The organism is Sinomicrobium halophytocola (assembly GCF_052983395.1).
On record NZ_JBRKIT010000014.1, the window covers coordinates 1 to 24,168 of the forward strand.

20 protein-coding genes are annotated in these 24,168 nt (G+C 43.1%); 14 read left to right on the forward strand and 6 right to left on the reverse strand.

Annotated elements, in window-relative coordinates; all coding sequences use genetic code 11:
• Positions 1 to 87 precede the first annotated feature (87 nt).
• Both ACVBDY_RS05500 and ACVBDY_RS05505 read left to right on the forward strand, forming a co-directional pair.
• The gene (locus ACVBDY_RS05500) at positions 88 to 966 is read left to right on the forward strand and encodes an IS982 family transposase (RefSeq protein ID WP_447174384.1); all 879 of its coding nucleotides are present in this window, start codon (positions 88 to 90) and stop codon (positions 964 to 966) included.
• Between the two features lie 1,308 nt (positions 967 to 2,274).
• A complete protein-coding gene (locus tag ACVBDY_RS05505; protein WP_447174467.1) occupies positions 2,275 to 4,314 on the forward strand; it encodes a M3 family metallopeptidase in 2,040 nt (679 codons plus the stop codon).
• A gap of 59 nt (positions 4,315 to 4,373) precedes the next feature.
• On the opposite strand, the gene ACVBDY_RS05510 is transcribed toward ACVBDY_RS05505, so the two are convergent.
• On the reverse strand, positions 4,374 to 4,733 hold the full coding sequence (locus ACVBDY_RS05510) for a rhodanese-like domain-containing protein (protein WP_447174468.1): 360 nt from the start codon (positions 4,731 to 4,733) through the stop codon (positions 4,374 to 4,376).
• 204 nt (positions 4,734 to 4,937) lie between these two features.
• Positions 4,938 to 5,777 (reverse strand): UbiA prenyltransferase family protein, encoded by an 840-nt coding sequence (locus tag ACVBDY_RS05515; RefSeq protein ID WP_447174469.1) that lies wholly within the window; start codon positions 5,775 to 5,777, stop codon positions 4,938 to 4,940.
• 173 nt (positions 5,778 to 5,950) lie between these two features.
• Here ACVBDY_RS05515 and gcvP point away from each other — a divergent pair, with 173 nt between their 5' ends.
• From gcvP to ACVBDY_RS05530, 3 genes are all read left to right on the forward strand, one after another.
• A complete protein-coding gene (gene gcvP, locus ACVBDY_RS05520) occupies positions 5,951 to 8,803 on the forward strand; it encodes an aminomethyl-transferring glycine dehydrogenase (protein ID WP_447174470.1) in 2,853 nt (950 codons plus the stop codon).
• A gap of 185 nt (positions 8,804 to 8,988) precedes the next feature.
• Complete coding sequence (locus tag ACVBDY_RS05525; protein WP_447174471.1) at positions 8,989 to 10,047, forward strand: 3-oxoacyl-ACP synthase III family protein; 1,059 nt, start codon at positions 8,989 to 8,991, stop codon at positions 10,045 to 10,047.
• A gap of 2 nt (positions 10,048 to 10,049) precedes the next feature.
• On the forward strand, positions 10,050 to 10,574 hold the full coding sequence (locus ACVBDY_RS05530; RefSeq protein ID WP_447174472.1) for a methyltransferase domain-containing protein: 525 nt from the start codon (positions 10,050 to 10,052) through the stop codon (positions 10,572 to 10,574).
• Positions 10,575 to 10,653: 79 nt separating this feature from the next.
• Here ACVBDY_RS05530 and ACVBDY_RS05535 read toward each other — a convergent pair whose 3' ends face one another.
• Complete coding sequence (locus ACVBDY_RS05535; RefSeq protein WP_447174473.1) at positions 10,654 to 11,763, reverse strand: hypothetical protein; 1,110 nt, start codon at positions 11,761 to 11,763, stop codon at positions 10,654 to 10,656.
• Positions 11,764 to 12,086: 323 nt separating this feature from the next.
• Between ACVBDY_RS05535 and ACVBDY_RS05540 the strand changes: the two genes are divergently transcribed.
• Complete coding sequence (locus ACVBDY_RS05540) at positions 12,087 to 12,941, forward strand: glycosyltransferase family 2 protein (protein ID WP_447174474.1); 855 nt, start codon at positions 12,087 to 12,089, stop codon at positions 12,939 to 12,941.
• A gap of 253 nt (positions 12,942 to 13,194) precedes the next feature.
• On the opposite strand, the gene rsmG is transcribed toward ACVBDY_RS05540, so the two are convergent.
• Complete coding sequence (gene rsmG / locus ACVBDY_RS05545; protein ID WP_447174475.1) at positions 13,195 to 13,818, reverse strand: 16S rRNA (guanine(527)-N(7))-methyltransferase RsmG; 624 nt, start codon at positions 13,816 to 13,818, stop codon at positions 13,195 to 13,197.
• 250 nt (positions 13,819 to 14,068) lie between these two features.
• Here rsmG and ACVBDY_RS05550 point away from each other — a divergent pair, with 250 nt between their 5' ends.
• From ACVBDY_RS05550 to porT, 4 genes are all read left to right on the forward strand, one after another.
• Complete coding sequence (locus ACVBDY_RS05550; protein ID WP_447174476.1) at positions 14,069 to 15,172, forward strand: fatty acid desaturase family protein; 1,104 nt, start codon at positions 14,069 to 14,071, stop codon at positions 15,170 to 15,172.
• Between the two features lie 30 nt (positions 15,173 to 15,202).
• Positions 15,203 to 16,390, forward strand: coding sequence for a pyridoxal phosphate-dependent aminotransferase (locus ACVBDY_RS05555; RefSeq protein ID WP_447174514.1), 1,188 nt, complete (start codon positions 15,203 to 15,205; stop codon positions 16,388 to 16,390).
• Positions 16,391 to 16,560: 170 nt separating this feature from the next.
• Positions 16,561 to 17,289, forward strand: coding sequence for a bifunctional demethylmenaquinone methyltransferase/2-methoxy-6-polyprenyl-1,4-benzoquinol methylase UbiE (ubiE, locus tag ACVBDY_RS05560; protein WP_447174477.1), 729 nt, complete (start codon positions 16,561 to 16,563; stop codon positions 17,287 to 17,289).
• A 41-nt stretch (positions 17,290 to 17,330) separates the two neighbouring features.
• Complete coding sequence (gene porT / locus ACVBDY_RS05565) at positions 17,331 to 18,059, forward strand: type IX secretion/gliding motility protein PorT/SprT (protein WP_447174478.1); 729 nt, start codon at positions 17,331 to 17,333, stop codon at positions 18,057 to 18,059.
• On the opposite strand, the gene ACVBDY_RS05570 is transcribed toward porT, so the two are convergent.
• Complete coding sequence (locus tag ACVBDY_RS05570) at positions 18,046 to 18,594, reverse strand: 2'-5' RNA ligase family protein (protein WP_447174479.1); 549 nt, start codon at positions 18,592 to 18,594, stop codon at positions 18,046 to 18,048. The genes porT and ACVBDY_RS05570 overlap by 14 nt on opposite strands.
• Positions 18,595 to 19,076: 482 nt before the next feature.
• On the opposite strand from ACVBDY_RS05570, the gene xerD reads away from it, so the two are divergent.
• Positions 19,077 to 19,985: a site-specific tyrosine recombinase XerD gene (gene xerD / locus ACVBDY_RS05575; RefSeq protein ID WP_447174480.1), complete on the forward strand. Its 909-nt coding sequence runs from the start codon at positions 19,077 to 19,079 to the stop codon at positions 19,983 to 19,985.
• Positions 19,986 to 19,999: 14 nt separating this feature from the next.
• Here xerD and ACVBDY_RS05580 read toward each other — a convergent pair whose 3' ends face one another.
• Positions 20,000 to 21,295, reverse strand: a complete 1,296-nt coding sequence (locus ACVBDY_RS05580; protein ID WP_447174481.1) for an NAD(P)/FAD-dependent oxidoreductase — start codon at positions 21,293 to 21,295, stop codon at positions 20,000 to 20,002.
• Positions 21,296 to 21,469: 174 nt separating this feature from the next.
• Between ACVBDY_RS05580 and ACVBDY_RS05585 the strand changes: the two genes are divergently transcribed.
• The 3 genes from ACVBDY_RS05585 (at position 21,470) to ACVBDY_RS05595 (ending at position 24,151) form a co-directional block, all read left to right on the forward strand.
• On the forward strand, positions 21,470 to 22,897 hold the full coding sequence (locus tag ACVBDY_RS05585) for a M20 family metallopeptidase (RefSeq protein ID WP_447174482.1): 1,428 nt from the start codon (positions 21,470 to 21,472) through the stop codon (positions 22,895 to 22,897).
• Between the two features lie 143 nt (positions 22,898 to 23,040).
• Positions 23,041 to 23,535 (forward strand): RNA polymerase sigma factor, encoded by a 495-nt coding sequence (locus ACVBDY_RS05590; protein WP_447174483.1) that lies wholly within the window; start codon positions 23,041 to 23,043, stop codon positions 23,533 to 23,535.
• 4 nt (positions 23,536 to 23,539) lie between these two features.
• Positions 23,540 to 24,151 (forward strand): DUF8845 family protein, encoded by a 612-nt coding sequence (locus ACVBDY_RS05595; RefSeq protein ID WP_447174484.1) that lies wholly within the window; start codon positions 23,540 to 23,542, stop codon positions 24,149 to 24,151.
• Positions 24,152 to 24,168 lie beyond the last annotated feature (17 nt).

Consider the following 24,168-nt stretch of genomic DNA (forward strand, 5'->3'; position numbering starts at 1 on the left):
ACCCGTTGTGCATTATGATTTAAAAAGAAAAAAGTTGTTCAATTTGACTGATAGTCAGTAAATTGTTTTTACCACAAAACATTTACGATGAACAACTTAAATGCAAATTACGAAAGAATATTGGAAGTACTAAGAAAAATATCGGAAGAACAACTGCTTCCTTACCAAAGGCGAAGCCCTCGGATGAGTGATTTGGAAGTAGTTGGCTTATGTTTAACCGCTGAATATATGGCAATTGACAGCGAAAACCATCTTTTCCGGATGCTCCCCAACCATCTTACCAGTAAGATTGAACGCAGCGTGTACAACCGTCGCCGTAGACGTTTAATGCCCTATTTGGATAAGATACGGGGATCATTGGCCAAGCATTTCAATGAGTTTGAAGATTACTTTGTAGTGGACAGTATGCCTTTGGAAGTATGCAAGCTTTCCCGCTCCTCCCGCAGCAAGGTATGCAGGGAAGAGGATTATGCTTTCCCCGACAAAGGGTACTGCGCCTCTCAAAACCTTTATTTTTATGGGTATAAGTTACATGCGGTGTGCTCTATAGGTGGGGTCTTTCAAAGTTTTGACCTGAGCCCGGCCTCTGTACATGATATTAATTACCTCGATGATATCAAGATGCAGTTGTCTGATTGTGTCCTGCTCGGGGACAAGGGGTATCTTTCGGCAGAAGTCCAGTTGAACCTCTTTGAGAACCACCAAATTGAATTGAGTACCCCGATGCGCAAGAACCAAGGTGATTACAGAGAGCAGCCCTTTGTATTTAAAAAATCCAGAAAACGCATAGAAACTTTATTTTCACAGCTATGTGACCAGTTTATGATCCGCAGGAACTATGCTAAATCCTTCGAAGGGCTCAAAACAAGGGTGTTGTCAAAAATAACGGCACTTACTGTGATTCAGTACATCAATAAATTCATTTTCAACAGAAATATCAATAATATTAAGATCAGCATTGTTTAAAATGCACAACGGGTATAAAGATTATATTTCTTTATATTTTACCCTACCATAAATTCCAGACATCAAAAAGAGTAAATATATAATATGATCAAGGACACTTCTGCGTTTTATAGAATAAGACACTTTTCAAGATCCCCTAAAAACCCGCTCTGTAAAATTGGCAATCTTATAGCTTAAAGCCCATAATATCAATAAAGCATCTGATAAAGGATTCCCGGAGGCGTACCAGTTCTTCATACGGTTTACTCAGGTAATAGTTGCCATAAGACCATTTACAACACATCATTTCAGAGCATGCTCAGACAGCGGATTTATATATTCCATACCGGTCTACAAATGACTTGCGGTATACGAAGTTAAAAACAATACACCTCTACCCCAGTAACTCCCTAAACTTCCTGCTTCATGCTTCATACTTCGTGCTCCATGCCCCAATCCCTTTGACGCCGGAAGGGGTCCGGTTAGCAGCTAAAGGGAATGGGTTAGCCGCTAACCGGGTTGCTTTAGCGGCTAACCCAACCCGGTTCGGTGTAAACACAATCCCTTAAATGGCACTATCCCGGCTTGTTCGGAAACAAAAATCTACACGGTTTCTAAATCCGGAAACGTTTCCGGATTACCCTGGCAAGGACAATAAAAGCCACTGCCGCTACGGCGGCCAACCTTTTCGGCTTGCCCCCTAAAGCCCGAACCAGGGTGATAGCTAAACCGGCTCACAGCATGAATAGCTTTAGTGGCGCGTTCATGATTACTCCTTTACCGTGGCACGCATCGATACACGGAGCCCAAACGAATGCCAGCAGGAGACCAGACAATCATTATTGAGCTTGCTTTTATAGCCTTCCTTGATCTAAATCCTGACCATAAGGTAACATATAAAAGTCTAGTCATATGATAATATCGAACACATTTTTGCATTTCATCGATAAAACAAAGCGCTTTATCGATTTATTCAAATGAGACAACTTTCAAAATCCCGAAAAACCAAACTTATCGGATATTTGACCTGTGATTCTTTGACACTGTCAGGATGATCAATAAAGCAGAGAACATACTTTATACTATATAAAGTTTCAGATTAGTTAGTTGTTTTAAGATTCATGGTTGGTTTAGATTTTTACTGTTGTTTATTTTTGGGGTAGTTTAACATGTAAATGTTAATTTTAATAAGCACAGTAATCCCAAGAAGCTGTCTGTAAAAAGGCAGCTTCTTTTTTTCCTATAGCACCCCATTTTCTATAGCTTTCCACACTTTACTTTTTCTTCTCCCGGGGATATCCTATATTCGTATGTAGAAAAAACATATCTATGCACAACACCAAAGAACTTTTTAACAACCCGTACGGCTTTACCCCTTTCGGTAAAATACAACCCGGGGACTACCTGTCTCTTATAGAAAATGAAATTGAAAACGCCAAGAGGGAAATCGACGAAATAACTTCAAATCCCGAAACTCCTGATTTTCAAAACACCATAGAGGCCATGGAATATTCCGGGGAATTTCTGGACAGGATTACCAGTATGTTCTTTAACCTTAACAGCGCCGAGACCAACGATGAAATCCAGAAGCTGGCACAAAAAGTTTCTCCCCTGCTGGCCGAATTCGGAAATGACATACGGCTCAACCAGGATCTTTTCAAACGTATCGAAGCGGTTTATCTCCGGAGAGAAAACCTGGAATTGGACACAGAACAACAGACATTGCTGGAAAAACGATATAAGAGTTTTGCCCGGAATGGTGCAGGGCTTTCCGAAGACAAAAAAAAACAACTGCGGGAAATTGATAAGGAACTCTCTTCGCTCAGCCTGAAGTTCGGAGAAAATGTCCTTGCGGAAACCAATAAGTTCGAACTCCATTTAACCGATGAAAAGGATATTTCCGGACTTCCCGAAGGAGCCGTGGAAGCTGCCAGGAATCTCGCGGAAAGCAAGGATAAAGAAGGATGGGTATTTAACCTGAACTATCCTAGTTTTATTCCGTTCATGACATATGCGGACAATCGTGAACTCCGCAAAAAAATGCTGCTCGCTTCCGGAAGTAAAGGATTTCACGGCAACGAACTGGACAACCGGGAAATCATCCTCAAAATCGCACGTCTCCGGTGCGAACGTGCCAAGCTGCTCGGGTATAAAACACACGCCCATTATGTCCTGGAAGAACGTATGGCCGAAACCCCGGAAAAGGTTAATGATTTCCTTAATGAGCTTCTGGAAAAGGCAAAACCCGCAGCGCAAAAAGAGTTCGTACAATTACAGGAATTCGCCCGCGAACAGGACGGTATTGATCAATTGCAAAAATGGGACGGCGCCTATTATACGGAAAAGCTTAAACAAAAATTGTTCGATCTCGATGACGAAAAGCTCAAGCCGTATTTTAAGCTGGAAAATGTAATCCAAGGTGTATTTACCGTAGCCAATAAACTATATGACCTCAACTTCGAAGAAGTCCATGACGTAGACAAATATCATGAAGATGTCAAGACCTACAGGGTAACGGATAACGATGGCAAATTTATTTCTCTTTTTTATGCGGACTTTTTCCCAAGGCCGGGAAAACGGAACGGTGCATGGATGACTTCGTATAAATCACAATGTATTAAAAACGGGATCAACGATCGTCCGCATATATCTATTGTATGCAACTTCACCAAACCTACAAAAACAAAACCCTCATTACTTACTTTTAACGAGGTCACTACGCTATTCCATGAGTTCGGACACGCCCTTCACGGTATGCTGGCCAATACCACATACCCCTCCCTGAGCGGCACCAGTGTATATTGGGATTTTGTGGAACTCCCCAGCCAGGTTCTGGAAAACTGGTGTTACGAACAGGAAGCTTTACAACTCTTTGCCAGGCACTACGAAACAGGGGAAGATCTTCCTATGGAATACATAAAAAAAATTAAAGAGTCTTCAAGTTTTATGGAAGGAGTGCAAACTCTCAGACAACTCAGCTTCGGACTTCTGGATATGAGTTGGCATGGTATTGACCCTACCTCCGTAGCCGATGTAAAAATGCATGAAGCCAAAGCTTTTGCCGCTACCAATCTTTATCCGGAAACTCCCGAAACCTGTATGAGTACTGCATTTTCTCATATCTTCCAGGGAGGATATTCCTCAGGGTATTACAGCTATAAATGGGCAGAGGTACTGGATGCGGATGCCTTTGAATTATTTAAGGAAAAAGGAATTTTCAATAAGGAAGTGGCTACCAGGTTCAAAAACAACGTACTTTCTAAAGGCGGAACAGAAAACCCGATGACCCTTTACAAACGTTTTCGCGGACAGGAACCGAAACCGGATGCCCTGCTCCGTAGGGCTGGTTTGTTGGAAAAAGTTTCCTGAACCGGTTCTCTTACAAGACAAAAAGTGTGGTGTTTATATTTCTTTGACACCACACTTTTTTATTTTTTCTTAGCCTTTTCCAGGGCCAGGTAACCGCCTTTCAGATTATACACCTCTTTAAATCCCAGTGAATCCAACGTCTTTGAAGCTTTAGCGCTTCGTTTACCCATTTTGCAATACAAATAAACCGGCGTTGTCTTATCGATCCCTTTCCACTGTCCTATAAAATCGGGGGCGGAATAGTCCAGGTTTAATGCTCCCTGTATATGTCCTTCCCCATACTCTTCCGGAGTGCGCACATCCACCAGGAACTTCCCGGCTAATTCCTTTTCATCCATTTTTGTGATATCCACATCCTTGACCTGCCCCCGGACAAACATCCCCGTAAGACAACAAAAAATTACCAGCAAATACTTCATGACATACAAAATTTAATTCGATATAAAATTAATGAATTTATTGAACTCGTTTAAACTTTTTTGATTGAAGCGAAAAATAGCAATTTTTGTTCTACAGGCAGGCTTTTTTGAGCAACATAGCAGCGCTACGCTGCGAGAAAAAGACAATCTGTGGGGCAAAAAGGGCTTTTTGCAGCCAATTAAGGCAAGTTTAAATGAGTTCATTTATAACTCTTTCAGAAATACCAATAACAGCACCCACAAAACCGGTATGCCCTCTATCCAGAAACTACAATAATATTTATTTTGTTTGATTCTCGAATTAATCAGGGCTATAGTTACCAGTATTGCTATTACCAGCAAAGCCAATCCGTCCGGCCACAACTTGTTTTGTTTAAGCATCTCCAGCACCAGGACCAGAAGCAATAAAACTATGCCAAGTAATTTTGCACTACGAACACCTATTTTTTGCGGTATGGTTCCCAATGAAAGATCATCCACAGCCATATCCCGGATTTCAAAAGGGATGGTTAGCACCACAACAAACAGAAAGCGTTGCAGCCACTCCAGACCTACATCCCTCACCAATCCGTTTTCGGTGGTTAGTATGTTGTAATTGTTTACCACAGGAAGTAGAACCGTTACCCCGCTCCACACCAGGGCTACAATAAAGATCTTTATCCCCGGTAAATTTCGGATATTGCGAAAGGACGCATAAAGAGGCACCGCGTAAAAAAAGGAAAGTACCACAAGGGCCCCGAGAACCAGGAGAGCATAGGGACTAAGACGAAACAAATAATATCCGCACAAAGCAAAACAGATAAAACTGAAATATTGTATACTTTTTACATATCTGGTTTTTACGATATAAAACCGCCTGGCCTCGCTACCATACTTAATAAAGTTATATCCGACTATAGTCCCGTAAAAAACCACGTAACAAACATTTTTATCATACGGGATCCCGAAATTCAGCAAGGTAATAATCGTCATCGAATAAGCCGCCAGGGCAACATGTATACTTGCCTCGATATAGAAGTTAAATACCTTTGTTAAAATGCTCATCGGACAAAAATAAAGAATAGACTTTATTTCCTTACAAACCATTAAAAATATTCCCGATTCTGCCGTTAAAAACTTTGTGTACAAGAACATGTAAAAGGTTATTTTTAATAAATATAATATGTATTTTTGCGCCGCAAACACGACTAATTTACACATACACTTAATTTTAGAGAATGAGAACAGATTCTTTTGCAGTACGCCACATTGGCCCGCGAGAGGGCGACCTTAATAAAATGTTGAGTGTCATAGGAGTGGAAAGCCTGGATCAACTGATCTGCGAAACCATTCCGGATGACATACGATTAAAAGAAAACCTGGACCTTCCCAGGGCTCTGAGTGAGAACGAGTTTCTTTATCACATCCAGAAACTGGCCGCCAGGAACAAAATGTTCAAATCATACATCGGGTTGGGGTATCACGAAACCTTCACCCCTTCCGTAATAAAAAGAAACGTGCTGGAGAGCCCGGGCTGGTATACGGCTTACACCCCTTATCAGGCAGAAATCGCACAGGGAAGACTGGAGGCATTGCTCAATTTCCAGACCATGATCTGCGACCTTACGGGCATGCCGCTTGCCAATGCTTCCCTTCTCGATGAAGGCACCGCTGCAGCCGAAGCAATGGCCATGCTTTTTGAACTGCGTTCCAGGGATCAGAAAAAAAACGACATCGTTAAATTTTTTATATCCGGGGAGATATTACCACAAACCCTATCTATCCTAAAAACCAGGGCTGTCCCTCTGGGAGTAGAACTGGTAATAGGAGATCATACGACTTTTGATTTCACTTCGGATTTCTTCGGGGCTATCCTTCAGTATCCCGGTAAATACGGACAGATTTACGATTACAGAGACTTTGTTAGCAAGGCCAAAGAAAATGACATTAAAGTAGCCGTAGCCGCCGATATCCTGAGCCTGGTTATGCTTACCCCTCCCGGTGAGTTCGGAGCAGACGTGGTAGTAGGAACCACACAGCGTTTCGGGATACCGATGGGATACGGAGGACCTCACGCAGCTTACTTCGCTACAAAAGAAGAATACAAAAGAAATATTCCCGGAAGGATTATAGGAGTTACCAAAGACGCAAATGGCAACCGTGCACTCCGGATGGCGTTACAAACCCGTGAACAGCATATAAAACGGGACAGAGCCACTTCTAACATCTGTACCGCACAGGTACTCCTCGCCGTCATGGCCGGGATGTATGCCGTTTATCACGGACCGGAAGGCCTGAAATACATAGGAAGTAAAGTACACCGTTCTGCCGTTTCGCTTTCCGGCATTTTGGAGCAACTCGGTTATGAACAAACCAATTCTTCATACTTTGACACCCTGATATTTAAGACGAATGCCGCCAGGATACGTGAAGTAGCAGAGCGCCATGAGATCAACTTCCTGTACATCGACGACAATACTGTTTCAGTGGCTATAAATGAAGCTACATCTACAGACGACCTCAACGATATCATTGCTGTTTTCGCAGAAGCCGCGGAAAAAGAAACCGTTACTCTCGATTCTCTTAAAGAAACAACCGCAATCCCGGCAGCACTGCAAAGAACATCCGTTTTCCTCGAAAACGAAGTATTCAATGCCTATCATTCCGAAACCGCTTTAATGCGATACCTGCGGAAACTGGAGCGAAAAGACCTTTCTCTTAACCACTCCATGATCTCTCTCGGTTCCTGCACCATGAAACTGAACGCAGCTTCCGAGATGCTACCCGTAAGCATGGCACAGTGGGCAAACATTCACCCCTTTGTTCCTGTTGAACAGGTAGAAGGTTACCAGGAAGTACTTCGCGAACTCGAACAACAGCTCAATGTCATTACCGGGTTTGCCGGAACATCCCTGCAACCGAATTCAGGAGCTCAGGGAGAATTCGCCGGGCTGATGGTTATCCGGGCCTATCACAAAGCCAATGAAGAGGCAAACAGGAATATCTGCCTTATCCCTGCCTCTGCCCACGGTACCAATCCCGCTTCGGCAGTAATGGCCGGAATGAAAGTAGTGGTGACCAAAACCGACGAAAAAGGTAATATCGATGTGGATGACCTGCGTGAAAAAGCAGAGAAACACAAAGACAACCTGGCTGCCCTTATGGTAACCTATCCTTCCACACACGGGGTATTCGAATCTTCCATAAAAGAGATTACCAGGATCATACACGACAACGGCGGACAGGTATACATGGACGGTGCCAATATGAATGCCCAGGTAGGCCTTACCAATCCGGCTACCATCGGGGCAGACGTATGCCACCTTAACTTGCATAAGACCTTTGCCATTCCACACGGCGGCGGCGGCCCCGGGGTAGGCCCCATATGTGTCGCGGAGCACCTTGTGAAATTCCTGCCATCCAACCCCGTAATAAAAACAGGAGGTGACCATGCCATAACCGCAATTTCGGCGGCTCCCTGGGGAAGTGCTCTCGTATGCCTCATCTCTTACGGCTACATCAAAATGCTTGGAGTTAACGGCCTGATGAATGCAACTAAATATGCTATCCTCAACGCGAACTATATCAAGAACCGGTTTAGCGGACACTTTGATGTGCTCTATACCGGGGAAAAAGGCAGGGCGGCACATGAGATGATTGTGGATTGCAGGCCTTTTAAGAAAAACGGAATTGAAGTCACCGATATAGCTAAACGCTTGATGGATTACGGTTTCCACTCGCCTACCGTGTCATTTCCGGTAGCAGGCACACTAATGATCGAACCTACGGAAAGTGAGAATCTGGAAGAACTCGACCGCTTTTGTGACGCCATGATCTCCATACGGTCTGAAATAGATAAAGCTACGGCAGAGGATGCAAACAACGTACTGAAAAATGCCCCTCATACCCTGGAAATGCTCACAGCAGAAGAATGGCACCTGCCATACACCAGGAAGGAAGCCGCTTACCCGCTGGATTACATCCCGGAAAACAAATTCTGGCCTTCAGTAAGGAGAGTAGATGATGCCTATGGCGATCGTAATCTGATGTGTACTTGTGCTCCGATAGAAGAATATGCGGAAGCGGAATAAAATTGGCAAAATTTACAATTTCACAAGGCTTTCCGGGAAATTTCCCGGAAAGCCTTTTTTAATATTTATTTTCGTTTGACAGTTTTATCTGAATTATAAAGGCTATTGGACATCGTATTTTTTGTTATGCATGCATAACAAAAATAAAAAGCAATTCCATACCTTTAGAAAAAATTATTCGTACAATGAATATCAAAATCACCGGTACGGGATGCTATATTCCTTCCGAAGTAGAGCTGAATTCGGGTTTTTACGAACATGAATTCTTGGATGCCAATGGTGTCAGGCTTGATCCTCCAAACCAGGTTATTATAGACAAGTTCAAAGCTATAACCGGTATTACGGAAAGACGTTATGCCAAAGAACATCTCAATACATCTGATCTCGCTTTTTTTGCAGCAGAGAAAGCCATCGAGGATTCAGGTATAGACGCCGAAACTTTAGACTACATCATTGTTGCTCATAATTTCGGTGATGTAAAGCACGGTTCCATACAGGGCGACACGGTCCCCTGCCTGGCCTCCAGGGTAAAACACTCGCTTCAGATCAAAAACCCGAAATGCGTTGCCTACGACCTTCTTTTCGGCTGTCCCGGTTGGGTAGAAGGACTCATACAGGCCCAGGCCTTTATCAAAGCCGGTATGGCAAAAAAATGCCTGGTTATCGGGGCAGAAACCTTGTCCAGAGTTATCGATAAACACGACAGGGATTCCATGATATTCTCCGATGGTGCCGGGGCTACAATAGTTGAAACTTCAGAAAAAGACGAAGGTATCCTTGCCTGGGAATCTGCCAGCTACACCCACGATGAAGCCTATTACATCTATTACGGCAGCTCCTTTAACAAAACTCTCTGCCCGAACACGCGCTATATAAAAATGTGCGGAAGAAAGATATACGAATTCGCCTGTATTCATGTTCCCCAGGCCATGAAAGACTGCCTGGACAAAAGTGGAGTATCCATAGATGACGTTAAGAAAATATTTATCCATCAGGCAAATGAAAAAATGGACGAAGCCATTATAAAGCGCTTCTTCCGTCTCTACCAAAAAGATGTTCCGGAAGACATCATGCCCATGAATATACAAAAAATGGGGAACAGCTCCGTAGCCACCATTCCTACCTTGCTGGATATGGTAAAAAAGGGAGAAATCGAACGTCAGTCCATACATAAGGGAGATGTTGTTATATTTGCAAGTGTCGGCGCCGGTATGAATATCAATGCCGTCGTCTATAAATGCTAAATATGTACGAAAACAACTTTCCAAAAAAAAGGTACAGGATAACATTAGATTTTCTCAGGGAATACATTCCCTCCAATGCCCGGATACTGGACCTCGGCACTCCCAACCCCTTTTCCGAGGTGATGGAAAAGGAAGGCTACCGGGTAACCAATACCAAAGGGGAAGACCTGGATACGGACGTACGCAGCGTCACCGAAAACGGATATGATGTAGTAACCGCTTTCGAGATTTTCGAACACCTTGTAGCCCCCTACAACGTGGTGAAAGCAATAGAAGCAGATAAGCTTGTGGCTTCTATTCCACTCCGGTTGTGGTTTGCTTCCGCCTATCGAAACAAAACCGATATGTGGGACAGGCACTACCACGAATTTGAAGACTGGCAGTTCGACTGGCTCCTGGAAAAAGCCGGATGGGAAATAAAAGCCCGGAAAAAATGGACCAACCCGGTAAAAAAAATAGGCATTCGTCCTTTATTACGATATTTCACTCCAAGGTATTATATGGTTTATGCAGAGCGGAAGAAATAATCAAACTCCGTCGGGGTTCGGTACCTCTGTATTTAAATAGCTTAATTCCTTTTGCAATTAACCGGATTTGTTTGATTTCTCAATCAATAAGCCCGGGTAAGTGGGAATTCCAGTCTCCCACTTTAAACCTATCCAGTATTCTATTGTTTTTATCTATAACATAACACATCCGGGAACAGTACATAAAACGGTATTTCGTATACATACCCTTATTAAACTTCTCCTCCATATCTATTTGAATTCCCTCTTTCCCTGATTTAATGCCGGAATCCAGGCGAAGAACATGTATCCGGTCTCCGTAGGCTTTTTTAATTTCATAATACGCTTGGGTAGAAAGTGTATCTCCCCCACAGCCACAAGAGTTCGCGATCACGGTAATCTTATCGTGCAAATCCGAACTACGGATAGTATCTTTTGTCACGGATATACCCGTAAATTCCGGCGCTATCATTCCCACCTGTATTCCAATTTCATCTTCAAAATTCCTTTCTTTAATCAGCGTTATATAGTCTCCGTTGTTGGTAATACTGTCAAATTTGTAATAAGTCCCACCCAGGTTCAAAAATTCACCTTTTTTCAATATATCCCATTGAAATAACGTATCCTTCTCTGTTTGGTTCTGAGCCAGGACTGCAATTTCCGACGTAAAGCCCCGGTATACAAAATCAATCGTTGAATTTTTATCGGTCGCCACAACTACATATTTTTTTTCATCCACCATGAATTTTCCTTCTAAATGCTCCCCTTTCCCAAATAACAGCATGCCGTTCATTCCTCCTATTCGTACCCAGGCGGAATCTCTGACTACCTCTATACCGTTGGATATCCGAAAATTGAACTTAACCAGATCATCATCAGAATGCCAATCCATATCCCGATAGATACGAATGGAATCATCCCTTAAATCCCGATTATTATTTTCGTCTATTATAAATATTTTTTCTTCTCCGCGCATACCGCTTATTATATCCGTATAATAGGGTTCCTCTGCACTCAAATCTGCTTTTATCTGAACGCGCTTTACATCGGATATGTCTGTTGGAAAAATCACATCATAAGGAAACTTTTCAAGGGACGTCTTAAAATCCAGTGCCCCTGCCATAGATGGCAATACCCCATTTCCTTTTTTCTTTTCTGTCCGGATTACCAGGGTATCACTGCCAGACTTGAATTGATTTATTTTGTTCACCTCTTGTTTACAGCTTTGAAAAAAGAGAAAAAGCAGTACTAAACCGGGAAAATATTTCATCACTTACTCATTATAATTATACAATCAGTCCTGAACGGATAACAGACATAATTACAATCTATCGGTCTCCGTAACATAATTCCGGCATCAACCGGAATCTTTATTTTGAAAAGATACTAAAAATCCTTTTCTTTCTGAATCTCTTTTATCTCCGTCGGAATGTTGGTACATAACAGCTTTTTTCATAAATCCACATCAAGAGATCACCACCATTCCTTACTTTTGTATCTTGTCGCTTCACAACCGAAGTCACATAGTATCCAATGAACTACTATATCATCATACCCGCCCGTAACGAAGCTTCTTTTATTCAACAGGCTCTGGAATCTGTGGAAAAGCAAACGCTTTTACCCAGCAAACTCGTTGTCGTCAACGATAATTCCTCAGACAATACTCCTGTTATCGTTTCCGAATTTACCGCGAAGCATTCCTGGGCGAAAATGGTAACCAATGAAGATGCATTGTTAGAGCATCTCCCGGGAGGTAAGGTAATACGTGCTTTCTATAAAGGTCTGGAAACCCTGGACAACAATTATGACTTTATCGTAAAAATGGATGCTGATGTTGTACTCCCTCCGGATTATTTTGCCACTATTGCCGGTGCATTCCGGGAAGATAATTCCGTAGGTATCGCCGGCGGTTTGGTTTACATCCGGCAGGACAACACCTGGATTTACGAAGCTATTGCCGACAAAAATCACGTTCGCGGCCCGGTAAAGGCCTATTCCAAAATATGTTTCGAAAAAATCGGCGGATTAAAACCTGCTATCGGATGGGATACGGTCGATACCCTTCTTGCGAGGTATCACGGTTTTAAAGTACGAACTGTCGAAAACCTGGAAATAAAACACCTTCGCCCTACCGGCGGTTCTTATACAAAAAAAGCCAGGCTACTGCAGGGGCAAGCCATGTATACCATGCGTTATGGTGTTCTCATCACTTTTATAGCATCGGCCAAGACTGCCTGGAAACAAAAAAAATGGAAAGTTTTGAAATATAACATTGAAGGATATTTCGCTGCCAGGAAACAAGCTATCCCCTTCCTGGTTACGGAAGAAGAAGGAAGGTTTATCCGCAATTACCGATGGCAGGGCATTCGAAAGAAATTGAGGATTTGACAGGCCGGCCAATTATTTGACAATGGTTCCGGATCTCATTTCTCCTTCCAAAAAAATAGCCGTCTTATGTCCAACATATTAGTACATGACAAAATTCAATTCCGCAGGATTTTCCTCTCCCGAAAGCTTTCGGGATTTGACCCCAAAGGGAGATCCCGATACATATCGGGACGAGGAAAATCGGATTCCCTTTTGGGGCAGGGTAAATCTGATTTTGTCGTGTACTAAAATCCAACATCTAAGATCTCCATCTCTACAACGGCACATGCACTACCTTCTTTGTCTCAAAAAAGGCTTCATCAAAATAATCGGAAAGCAGGTATTCGGTTGCTTTGGGAAATGGCCTTAATTCTTCGTTGAGATCCCCGCCTTTTAGGTACAGAATACCGTTTTTAAGATCGTGCCGGTGTTCCCTGCTGGTTTTATTGTTAACCCATTTTACAAAATCAGGCATATTGGTTACGGCACGGCTTACCACAAAATCAAACTGCCCTTTTACTTTTTCCACCCGGGTATGTTCGGCCTTTACATTCTTTAGTCCGAGGGCTTCCGCAACGGCCTGTACCACTTTTATTTTTTTGCCGATGGCATCCACCATATAAAACTCCGTATCCGGGAAGAGTATGGCTAGCGGTATGCCGGGAAAACCTCCTCCCGTACCCACGTCCAGTACCCTGCTCCCGGGATTAAAAGATTGTACCCGGGCTATCCCCAGGGAATGCAGTACGTGCCGGATATACAGTTCCCCGATATCTTTCCTGGAGATCACATTTATTCTGGCATTCCATTCGGTATACAACGATTCCAGTTGTTCAAAACGGGATGCCTGTTCTTCCGGGAGCCCGGGAAAATATTTCAGAATTACTTCGAAGGACATGGATTGTATTTTGGGCAAAAATAAGCAAAACTAAAATTTGTAGCCTCCTTATACACATCATCTGTGACGAATTGGTTATTTTTGAAGATTCGTAAAGGGTTGTTTTTAACCGGGGTTAATACTCAGAATAACTTTTTTAAGATAAGAATCCCTTAAAAATATTGTAAGATAATAACACCTGGTAAAACAGAAACGACTGGTATCACTTAAAGGAAGTTCCATAGAACACTATTTAGAACATATTATTTTAATGGAAAACGAGACACTAAGATTTTCAAGGAAGGACACACAAAATTTTTTCAGGACACTGAATAAAAGGGTCAATGCTTATTTTAAGGAAAACAACATAAAGAGAACGGGAAACTGGAAACTTTACCTGAAGACCATTATTATGTTTTCCATTTTTCTCACTCCCTATTTCATCATCCTTACCCTCGACATCAACCAATGGTTGCAATTATTACTGACCGTGGTCATAGGCATTGGAATGGCAGGAGTAGGAATGAACGTAATGCACGATGGCAATCACGGTTCCTATTCGTCCAAACCCTGGATAAACAACCTTATGGGGGCCAGTATCTATATCCTGGCAGGCAATGTGTATAACTGGAGGGTACAGCATAATGTGCTACACCATACCTATACAAACATTCACGGACATGACGAGGACCTGGATGCCGGCAGGATCATCCGGTTTTCCGAACATGCCAAATGGCGCAGGTTTCACAAGTTCCAGCATTATTATTCCATATTCCTGTACGGATTGCTCACCATAAACTGGGCCATAACAACCGATATACGGCAAATGCGACGGTATTTAAAGCGGAAACTATCCTATGGCAAGCTCCAAAGCCCGGTAAAACAGTGGAGTGTACTTATTATCAGTAAACTCATTTACATTTCTTTGTGGATAGTACTCCCTATGCTGGTGCTGGACATTGCCTGGTGGAAGATCCTCATCGGGTTCTTTATGATGCACTATACTGCCGGACTTATTTTGAGCATTGTATTTCAACTGGCCCATATTGTCGAAGATACCCAAACCCTGATGCCGGACGAAACAGGCACCATGAAAAATACCTGGGCCATTCACCAGCTGTTTACCACTGCCAATTTCTCTACCAGGAACAGGGTTGTAAACTGGTTTACCGGGGGGCTCAATCACCAGGTTGAACATCATATTTTTCCCAGTATCAGCCATATACATTACACAAATATTGCTAAAATTGTTAAACAGACCGCCAACGAATTTAATTTGCCTTATTATGAGTACGAATCTACCAGAAAAGCTATAATTTCGCACTTTAAACACCTGAAAGCATTGGGTAAAAAACCCGTGTATATTTACAATTAAGAACTTATACGACAGATGGAACAACAACTCATGGAACAAAAGCTATCTGAAAGAATCCTGAACATGTCTACTTCCGCCACACTGGCCATGGCAGCTAAAGCCAGGGAACTCAGAGCAGAAGGAAAGGATATCATCGGACTGAGCCTGGGAGAACCCGACTTCAACACTCCCGATTTTATAAAAGAAGCCGCAATACAGGCCATTAACGACAACTATAACAGTTATTCGCCCGTAGACGGTTATGCCGATCTGAAGGATGCGATCATCACTAAATTCAAACGCGATAACAACCTTACCTACAAACCCGATCAAATAGTGGTTTCTACAGGGGCAAAACAATCGCTGGCCAACATAGCACTGGTAATGATCAATCCCGGTGATGAAGTGATACTTCCCGCCCCTTACTGGGTGAGTTATTCCGATATCGTAAAGATCGCAGAAGGTGTTCCGGTTGAAGTTCCCACTTCCATAGAGAACGACTTTAAAATGACCCCGGAGCAACTGGAAGCAGCCATTACACCGAAAACCAAAATGTTGTGGTACAGTTCTCCCTGTAACCCGAGTGGTTCTGTCTACAGCAAAGAAGAATTAGAAGCCCTGGCCGAAGTCTTGAGAAGACATCCGCAGATATATGTAGTATCTGACGAGATATACGAACACATCAATTTTACCGGCGGTCATGTGAGCATCGGAACTATAGACGGTATGTACGACAGAACGGTTACCGTAAACGGCGTATCCAAAGCCTTCGCCATGACCGGATGGCGTATCGGGTATATCGGTGCACCTTCATGGGTTGCCCGTGCGTGCAACAAAATGCAGGGACAAATAACCAGTGGTGCCAACTGTATAGCCCAGAGGGCCACCATTACCGCCCTGGAAGCACCGGTAAGCAAGATACAGTACATGATCGATGAATTTCACAAAAGACGGGACCTGGTACTGCAACTTCTCAGCGAGATCGACGGATTCCAGGTTAATGTACCCGAAGGAGCTTTCTATGTTTTCCCTAATATATCCGCTTTCTTCGGAAAAACTTTAAAAGGGAAGATGATAGAAAACGCTTCCGACTTCTCCCTTTACCTGCTGGAAGAAGCTAATGTAGCCACCGTAACAGGAGAAGCTTTCGGAAACCCGAACTGCATCCGTATATCTTACGCGGCTTCCGAAGAGGAACTCAGAGAAGCACTAAAGCGAATAAAAGAGGCCCTGGCATAACTTCCGGGACCTGACATTTTTATAGAAAAAGAAAAAGCCACGAATTTAACGACTGATCCGTGGCTTTTTCATTTCCCGCCTGCAACCCGATATGATATTCCGCCCCCCACTTCCAACTTCGTACTTCGTACTTCTAACTTTGTATCGTATCTTTGTCAAAAATTTTTTTGATGTCAGAAAATGTTACTCCCTACAAAGATTCCAAGCTGGGAAAAAAGGAACAGGTTACTCAAATGTTCGACACTATTTCGGGGAAATACGACGGACTGAACAGGGTTATTTCTTTCGGTATTGATATAAAATGGCGAAAAAAGGTGGTACAGATCGTTAAAGATATCCAACCGGAAACCGTTCTGGATATAGCCACGGGAACGGGGGACCTGGCCATTAACCTGGCGCAGACAGGAGCCAAAAAGATCGTGGGTCTTGATATATCTTCGGGCATGCTGGAAGTAGGGAAAAGAAAAATTGCGGAAAAAAAACTGGACGATACCATTGAGATGGTTCTTGGTGACAGCGAAAACCTTCCGTTTGAAGACAATTCTTTTGACGCTGTAACCGTAGCATTCGGCGTAAGGAATTTTGAAACCCTGCAAAAAGGCCTTGCCGAAATTTTAAGGGTTCTGAGGCCTGGTGGTTGTTTCGTGATATTAGAGACCTCCGTCCCCACCAGAACACCTTATAAACAGGGCTATAATCTATACACCAGACACATTCTGCCTCTTATCGGAAAAGTCTTTTCCAAAGACCGTTCCGCTTACGCTTACCTGTCCGAATCCGCCTCTGTTTTTCCTCATGGAGAAAAACTGAACAATATTTTGGCAAAAATCGGGTTTATAAAAGTAAAACACCATCCCCAGACTCTTGGGGTAGCTACCATATATGTAGCATCTAAATAAAAAGTCATGTTATACCATAACAATCCGGAAACTTTAACCGTATGAACAAGACTCTACTTTGTGCCCTGGCGCTGACCCTGTGCAGCTATAGCGCCTTTTCCCAGTTGAATGAAAACCCGATAATAAACCTGGAGAATTTTGACAAACAACCACTCCATTGGGGGTATTTCCTGGGAGTCAACCAATACGATTTTAAATTTGATTACAACGAATACGACTCCCAGCAGGATCTCAGGGACGTACAGGTAAACAAAACCATAGGTTTCAATGTGGGGCTCATAGGAGACCTTCGCATAAACGATTATATGAACCTTCGCCTGGAACCCGGGCTGTACTACACCCAGAGAGACCTCTATTTTCCTGGTTTTTATAATGATGATGGTACTTTTAGCGAACCGGATGGCCTTCGGGAAGTAAAATCGACCTATATACATGTTCCTTTACTCCTGAAAGTGGGCACCAAACGTATGGGGAACATCAAGCCCTATATAGTTGGTGGGTTTTCCTCTTCCATGAACCTGGGGAGTAATGAAAGCAGCAGGGAAGATAACCGGGAGGGCAAATTCCGGATGAAAAAACAGGCGTATTACTACGAAGTGGGATTCGGTATTGATTTTTACCTGTATTACTTTAAATTTTCCCCGTCTATTCGCGGTGTATTTGCCCTTAGTGACGAGTTGAAACCTGACGACAATCCGGCAAGTCCCTGGACCGGAAATATCAGTAATATGTACAGCCGGGCCATATTTATCAATCTTACTTTTGAGTAAAGCCGAACTCTTTATAAATATCCCAAAACCTGCCATTGTGCTTTAACAGGCATATGTTCCCGGCAGTAAAAGAAGCTTCAAATTTCCGTGACTCGTATTCGGGCCAGACCTGCTGGTATAAATCTTCATCAAGGTCACGTGTAACAATGGTCATATGCGGATGGAATTTATGTGACATTTCCTTCTCCGAAAATTTCAATCTGTCCGACAACACGTTACGCAAGCTTTCGTAAAGTCTCCTAATCGGTTTGTGATTTTTGACCTTCACAAAAATAACTCTTGGCGGAAAACTGTCAAATCCGGATAGGCCCACCGGGAAAGATAATTGTCCCGTAGCGAACTCTTCCAAAACACCTGACATGGCCGATTCTTCGGCCGGGTCTCTCCGAAATGGCATTTGCAGGGTAATATGCGCCGGGGATTTCAATGCGTGCCTCACCCCAAACCTGTTCTTCAATTCTTCTTTCAACGCCCTGACACGCTCGCGGACATCCGGCGGAGGAACCATAGCGATGAAATACAGTTTCTGATCCATAGAATAAAAATACATATTTATTAGCATCCTATTATTTCCTACTCCCTTAGGGTAGATGAAAAGTTAATGAGTTTTGGAGTTGGGAGTTCGGAGTTGAAACTCTATTACTTTGGATGGATTAGAAATCCATAGTTTTTTTCGATTTCTGATTACTTCGTTAAGTTTTCCCTCTGCCCCCCTCAAGGGGAAAGTTACTCTTCTTCTATTTAAAAAACGTCACAGCTCCCCTCTTGAGAGGGGTTGGGGGGGTATAGAGGGGCCGGGGAGGTGTTCCTTCAGGACAATTCAATCCCTTATCTGCCCAAAACAAATTTTGTCATATATTCTAAATCGGGGAATACACTAATAATTTTGGAGAACTCCTCAACTCAGAACTCCAAAACTAAAAAACCGGAAACAAACCGTGTGAATTTTAAAATGCGTTTGCCCCGCATACTTCCTCTGTTATGTTCCCATATTCCAAAAACCGCTATATTTACAAAGTGAACTGGGAACAAGCACTGAAAGATTACGGTCATTACCTGCGTATAGAAAGGGGGCTGTCAGCCAACTCCCTGGAAAACTATTCGCTTGATGTAAAGAAGCTTATTCTCTTCCTGGACACACATAATATAAAACAATCTCCCATTACCATTACGGCAGAAATCGTTCAGCAATTCGTCTACGAAATAGCCATGGAAGTTAACGCACGGTCCCAGGCAAGGATACTTTCCGGATTGCGCGGCTTTTTCAATTACCTCATCTTCGAAGATTACCGTAAGGACAACCCGATGGAACTCATAGAATCGCCAAAGATAGGCCGGAAATTGCCGGACACCCTTTCACAGGAAGATATAGACAACCTCATCGGTTTCATTGACCTCAGTACCCCGGAAGGAGAACGTAACCGGGTTATGCTGGAGACCTTGTACAGCTGTGGTCTCCGGGTATCGGAACTCACGGCATTAAAAATATCGGACCTGTTCTTTGACGAAGGTTTTATAAAAGTCACCGGTAAAGGGGATAAGCAGCGCTTTGTACCTATAGCACCGGTAACACAAAAACTCATCAACATGTACAGGAATGAAATAAGAGTGCATATTAAAGCCCAAAAGGGGCATGAGGATACGTTATTTCTGAACCGAAGAGGAAAACAGCTTACCCGCGCCATGATATTCACCATTATCAAACGCCTGGCGGAAAAATCCGGGTTGAAAAAAAATATCAGTCCCCATACCTTCCGGCATTCCTTTGCCACTCATTTACTGCAAAACGGGGCCGATCTCCGGGCCATTCAGCAAATGCTGGGGCACGAAAGTATTACCACTACCGAAGTTTATATGCATGTAGACAGGTCTCAACTGGCAGAAGTAGTTCATAAATACCACCCAAGAAACCTGGAAAAAGAATAGCGCGGAGATAGTTATCACTTAATCGCCGCTTCCCTTCCCTTCTTTTTATAAGGTCGGATAATAAGTCTTGCTTCCCGGTCAAAACGGATATAGTTATATAACCAATTGACAAATACGACCATTTTATTTTTAAAGCCTATCAGGGCAAAGAGGTGCACAAATATCCATACAAACCAGGCAAAAACCCCTTGAAATTTCCATCGTGGAAGATCTACAACCGCCTTATTCCTTCCTACGGTGGCCATAGAACCTTTATCGAAATAGCGAAAAGGCTTCATAGGCTTACCCTGTATGTATTTAACCAGGTTATTCCCCAGCAATTTTCCCTGTTGTATCGCCGGCTGGGCCATCATGGGGTGTCCCTCCGGATATTTCTCGGTAGGCATATAGGCCACATCTCCTATAGCAAAAACATTTTCATATTCCTGCACCTGGCTGAATTCGTTCACTTTAATACGATTTCCCCTGGCAATCAATTCTTTCCCATCCACACCTTTCAGTGTTGCGCCCTCCACTCCTGCAGTCCATATGAGAGTTTCCGTTTCAAAAGACAGCCCGGTATTGGTGGCTACCTTATAGCCGTCATAGTCCGTGACAAAGGCGCTTTTCCAGATATTGACCCCGAGTTTTTCCAGAAATTCTTCGGCTTTTTTAGAAGCTTTCGGGCTCATGGCATCCAATACCCTGTCTGTTCCCTGGATAACGTTTATCTGCATCTGTCGTATATCCAGGTCAGGGTAATCTTTAGGCAAGATTCCCTTCTTGATCTCGGCCAGGGCACCGGCAAGTTCCACCCCGGTAGGCCCGGCCCCCACTATTACAAAATTCATAAGGGCATTTCGCTTGTCCAGGTCATTGGTAAGCAACGCCTGTTCAAAATTTTCGAGAATAAGGCTACGAAGGTTCAATGACTGCGGGATGGTCTTCATGGCCATTCCGTTTTCCTTTATATTGTTATTCCCGAAATAATTGGTCCTGGAACCCGTAGCTATAACCAGGTAATCATAAGTTATAAATCCTATATCCGTATGTATGGTTTTCTTCTCCGGTTCTATACGCTCCACATGGGCCAGTCTGAAATAAGAATTCGGATAGTTTTTCAGCACTTTCCGAATGGGATAGGCAATGGAATCGGGTTCCAGGCCTCCGGTGGTTACCTGGTATAATAATGGCTGAAATGTGTGATAATTGTGTTTATCCAGCATGACCACCTGGACGTCCTGTTTCCCTAAGCGCTTTGCCAATTCAAGGCCGGCAAAACCTCCGCCTATGATTACGATCCTGGGAGAACTGGTCTTTGGAATATTCATTATAAAGAATTGAGATTTATAATACAAAGGTAAGTCTTATCTGCCTCTTTATTATTGAACAGATTCAATTTATTCCCTCAAAAAAATTACAAAATCAACATATTTTAAAAAATGCGTTACACTTCCTTATGCCATCCTGCTTTTTATATTAAATTTATATCAAAAAAATTCACTATGAAAAGACCAAACATTACACTATTAACATTTTTATTAATTAGTTCACTATGTTACTCTCAAAAAAACACGGATAAATTACTTTCCCAGTTAGACAAAAAGAGTACATTTTATGGCGATATTGCCCAATCTATCTGGGAGTATGCCGAAATGGGATATCAGGAGGAAAAAAGTTCGGCACTACTACAAAAAACCTTAAAGGACGAGGGTTTTTCCGTAAAAACAGGTATAGCGGGAATACCTACCGCATTTATTGCCGAATATAACAATGGCGGACCGGTGATCGGTATCCTCGGGGAATATGACGCTTTACCCGGGCTATCGCAGGAAGCGGTTCCCGAAAAAAAATCCCGGGACGAAAAAGCGGGACACGCCTGCGGGCACCACCTTTTCGGCACGGCTTCAACTGCAGCGGCCATAGCCGTTAAAAACTGGTTGGAAGACAATAAGGTTAAAGGGACCATCCGTTTTTATGGTTGTCCCGCAGAGGAAGGAGGGTCCGGTAAAGTTTATATGGTCAGGGAAGGAGCATTTGACGATGTAGACGCCGTTATCCACTGGCATCCTTCCTCTGTAAATGCCGCCAATGCAGGCGCTGCACTGGCCAATAAATCAGCTAAATTCCGTTTTCACGGTATTTCCGCCCATGCTGCTGCCGCTCCCGAAAAAGGAAGGTCCGCCCTCGATGCGGTAGAGGCCATGAACTATATGGTAAACATGATGCGGGAACACGTACCTTCGGATGCCAGGATACATTATGTCATTACCAGTGGAGGAAAAGCCCCCAACGTGGTCCCGGATTTTGCCGAGGTTTATTATTATGCCAGGCATGCCACAAGAGATGTTGTTGTAGATATCTTTGACCGTATGGTAAAAGCTGCCGAAGGTGCCGCCCTAGGCACAGGCACCACGATGGAATATGAAATGATAGGTGGCACGCACGAGCTCCTGCCTAACCTTACCCTGCAAAAAATAATGTACGATAACCTGGTATCCGTTGGAGGTTTTGATTATACGGAAGAAGAAAAAGCCTTTGCGGAAAAAATAGGCAAAACCCTGGGCTTGGAAAAAGTGAATTATGACGCAGCCAAAAATGTAATGCCATACCAGGAAACAGGGACTCCCGGGGGCTCTACGGATGTAGGCGATGTTAGCTTTACCGTCCCTACCGTAGGTATGGGATCTGCAACCTGGGTGCCCGGAACACCCGCTCATAGCTGGCAGGCTGTTGCCGCCGGAGGGACGAGTATTGGTAAAAAGGGAATGATGATAGCGGCAAAGTCCATGACCCTTACCGCTATAGACCTGTTTTCCACCCCGGGGACACTCGAAAAGGCCAAAGAAGAATTCCTGGAAAATAGAGGTGCCGACTTTAAATATATTCCTATGCTGGGACAGCGGGAACCGGCGCTGGATTACAGAAAATAAAGGCCCACACTATCTGTTATAAATCCCGGCTCCCGGAAACATGTTATTACAGCGTTTGTCCGGTATCCGGGATTCATATTATTCCCCATATTTTTGTAACAATCTTTAGAGATGTACTACTAATCATAAAATAACTTTAATTAGTGGACAAAGAACTGGAACATAGTTTCGTTACTGAGCTGGAAAGGAACCAAAATATTGTACACAAGGTGTGTAGGTTATATACCTCAACTCCGGATGAACACAACGATTTGTTCCAGGAAATAACAATACAACTCTGGAAGGCCTATCCCAAATTCAGAGGAGAAGCTAAATTCAGTACCTGGATGTACCGGGTTGCCCTGAACACTGCCATTACACTGTATCGCAAATCAAAAAAAAACCTGCCTACACAAAGTTATGAGAACATCCTCATTAACCTTAAGGCAAGCGAATACAATGATGAAGAGGAAGTACAACTAAAATTAATGTATGATGCCATAAAACAACTGAGTGACGTGGAAAAAGCCTTGATCTTTCTGTACCTGGAAGACAAGAACTACAAGGAAATATCCGACACCCTCGGTATTACAGAAGTAAATGCCAGGGTAAAAATGAACCGGATAAAGTCGAAGTTACGAACTATTTTGAACCCGTAGAGTTATGGATGAGTTAGAGCTGTTAAAAAAGGACTGGAAGAAAAAAGAGGCCTCGTTTCCGAAGTTGTCTTATGAAGACATTTATAAAATGATCTGGAAAAAATCCTCTTCGAATGTTAAATGGATATTCATTATAAGTATGATAGAACTTTCGCTCGGACTGGTATTCCTGTTTTACACACCTTCTTATATGGAGGAGATGAATTATCTTTTTATAGATGTCTTGTTGTATATCACTTACCCGGTTATCTTTTTCTTTGTTTACCGGTTTTATATGAATTACAAAAAAATATCCGCTACTTCTTCTGTAAAAGGGCTTATGGATTCTATTCTGAAAGCGAGAAAAACGGTAAAACATTACATTATTTTCAACCTTGCCGTCATTTCTGTAAGTTCAATAAGTACTTCCATCCTGGCTTATGTCAAAGGACATGGGGGATGGGACGTTTACAAGCAGAATTCCCAACTTAGCGACCACCTTATCCTCATCTTCTTTGTTGTACTTGTCACTGCGCTTATCATAGGCATATGTCTTGGTATTTACCTGCTTCTTTACGGCTTTTTACTTAGACGTCTCAACAGGAATTACAAGGAACTAAAGCAACTGGAGGTTTAGTTGGTGATCGGAGTTAT

Coding starts and splice junctions, on each gene's coding strand:
- ACVBDY_RS05570 (WP_447174479.1), bottom strand. CDS start 18,594: ATGGATCAGAAACTGTATTTCATCGCTATGGTTCCTCCGCCGGATGTC.
- gcvP (WP_447174470.1), top strand. CDS start 5,951: ATGAGAACAGATTCTTTTGCAGTACGCCACATTGGCCCGCGAGAGGGC.
- ACVBDY_RS05555 (WP_447174514.1), top strand. CDS start 15,203: ATGGAACAAAAGCTATCTGAAAGAATCCTGAACATGTCTACTTCCGCC.
- ACVBDY_RS05585 (WP_447174482.1), top strand. CDS start 21,470: ATGAAAAGACCAAACATTACACTATTAACATTTTTATTAATTAGTTCA.
- ubiE (WP_447174477.1), top strand. CDS start 16,561: ATGTCAGAAAATGTTACTCCCTACAAAGATTCCAAGCTGGGAAAAAAG.
- ACVBDY_RS05505 (WP_447174467.1), top strand. CDS start 2,275: ATGCACAACACCAAAGAACTTTTTAACAACCCGTACGGCTTTACCCCT.
- ACVBDY_RS05500 (WP_447174384.1), top strand. CDS start 88: ATGAACAACTTAAATGCAAATTACGAAAGAATATTGGAAGTACTAAGA.
- rsmG (WP_447174475.1), bottom strand. CDS start 13,818: ATGTCCTTCGAAGTAATTCTGAAATATTTTCCCGGGCTCCCGGAAGAA.
- porT (WP_447174478.1), top strand. CDS start 17,331: ATGAACAAGACTCTACTTTGTGCCCTGGCGCTGACCCTGTGCAGCTAT.
- ACVBDY_RS05530 (WP_447174472.1), top strand. CDS start 10,050: ATGTACGAAAACAACTTTCCAAAAAAAAGGTACAGGATAACATTAGAT.
- ACVBDY_RS05550 (WP_447174476.1), top strand. CDS start 14,069: ATGGAAAACGAGACACTAAGATTTTCAAGGAAGGACACACAAAATTTT.
- ACVBDY_RS05525 (WP_447174471.1), top strand. CDS start 8,989: ATGAATATCAAAATCACCGGTACGGGATGCTATATTCCTTCCGAAGTA.
- ACVBDY_RS05580 (WP_447174481.1), bottom strand. CDS start 21,295: ATGAATATTCCAAAGACCAGTTCTCCCAGGATCGTAATCATAGGCGGA.
- ACVBDY_RS05595 (WP_447174484.1), top strand. CDS start 23,540: ATGGATGAGTTAGAGCTGTTAAAAAAGGACTGGAAGAAAAAAGAGGCC.
- ACVBDY_RS05540 (WP_447174474.1), top strand. CDS start 12,087: ATGAACTACTATATCATCATACCCGCCCGTAACGAAGCTTCTTTTATT.
- ACVBDY_RS05515 (WP_447174469.1), bottom strand. CDS start 5,777: ATGAGCATTTTAACAAAGGTATTTAACTTCTATATCGAGGCAAGTATA.
- ACVBDY_RS05510 (WP_447174468.1), bottom strand. CDS start 4,733: ATGAAGTATTTGCTGGTAATTTTTTGTTGTCTTACGGGGATGTTTGTC.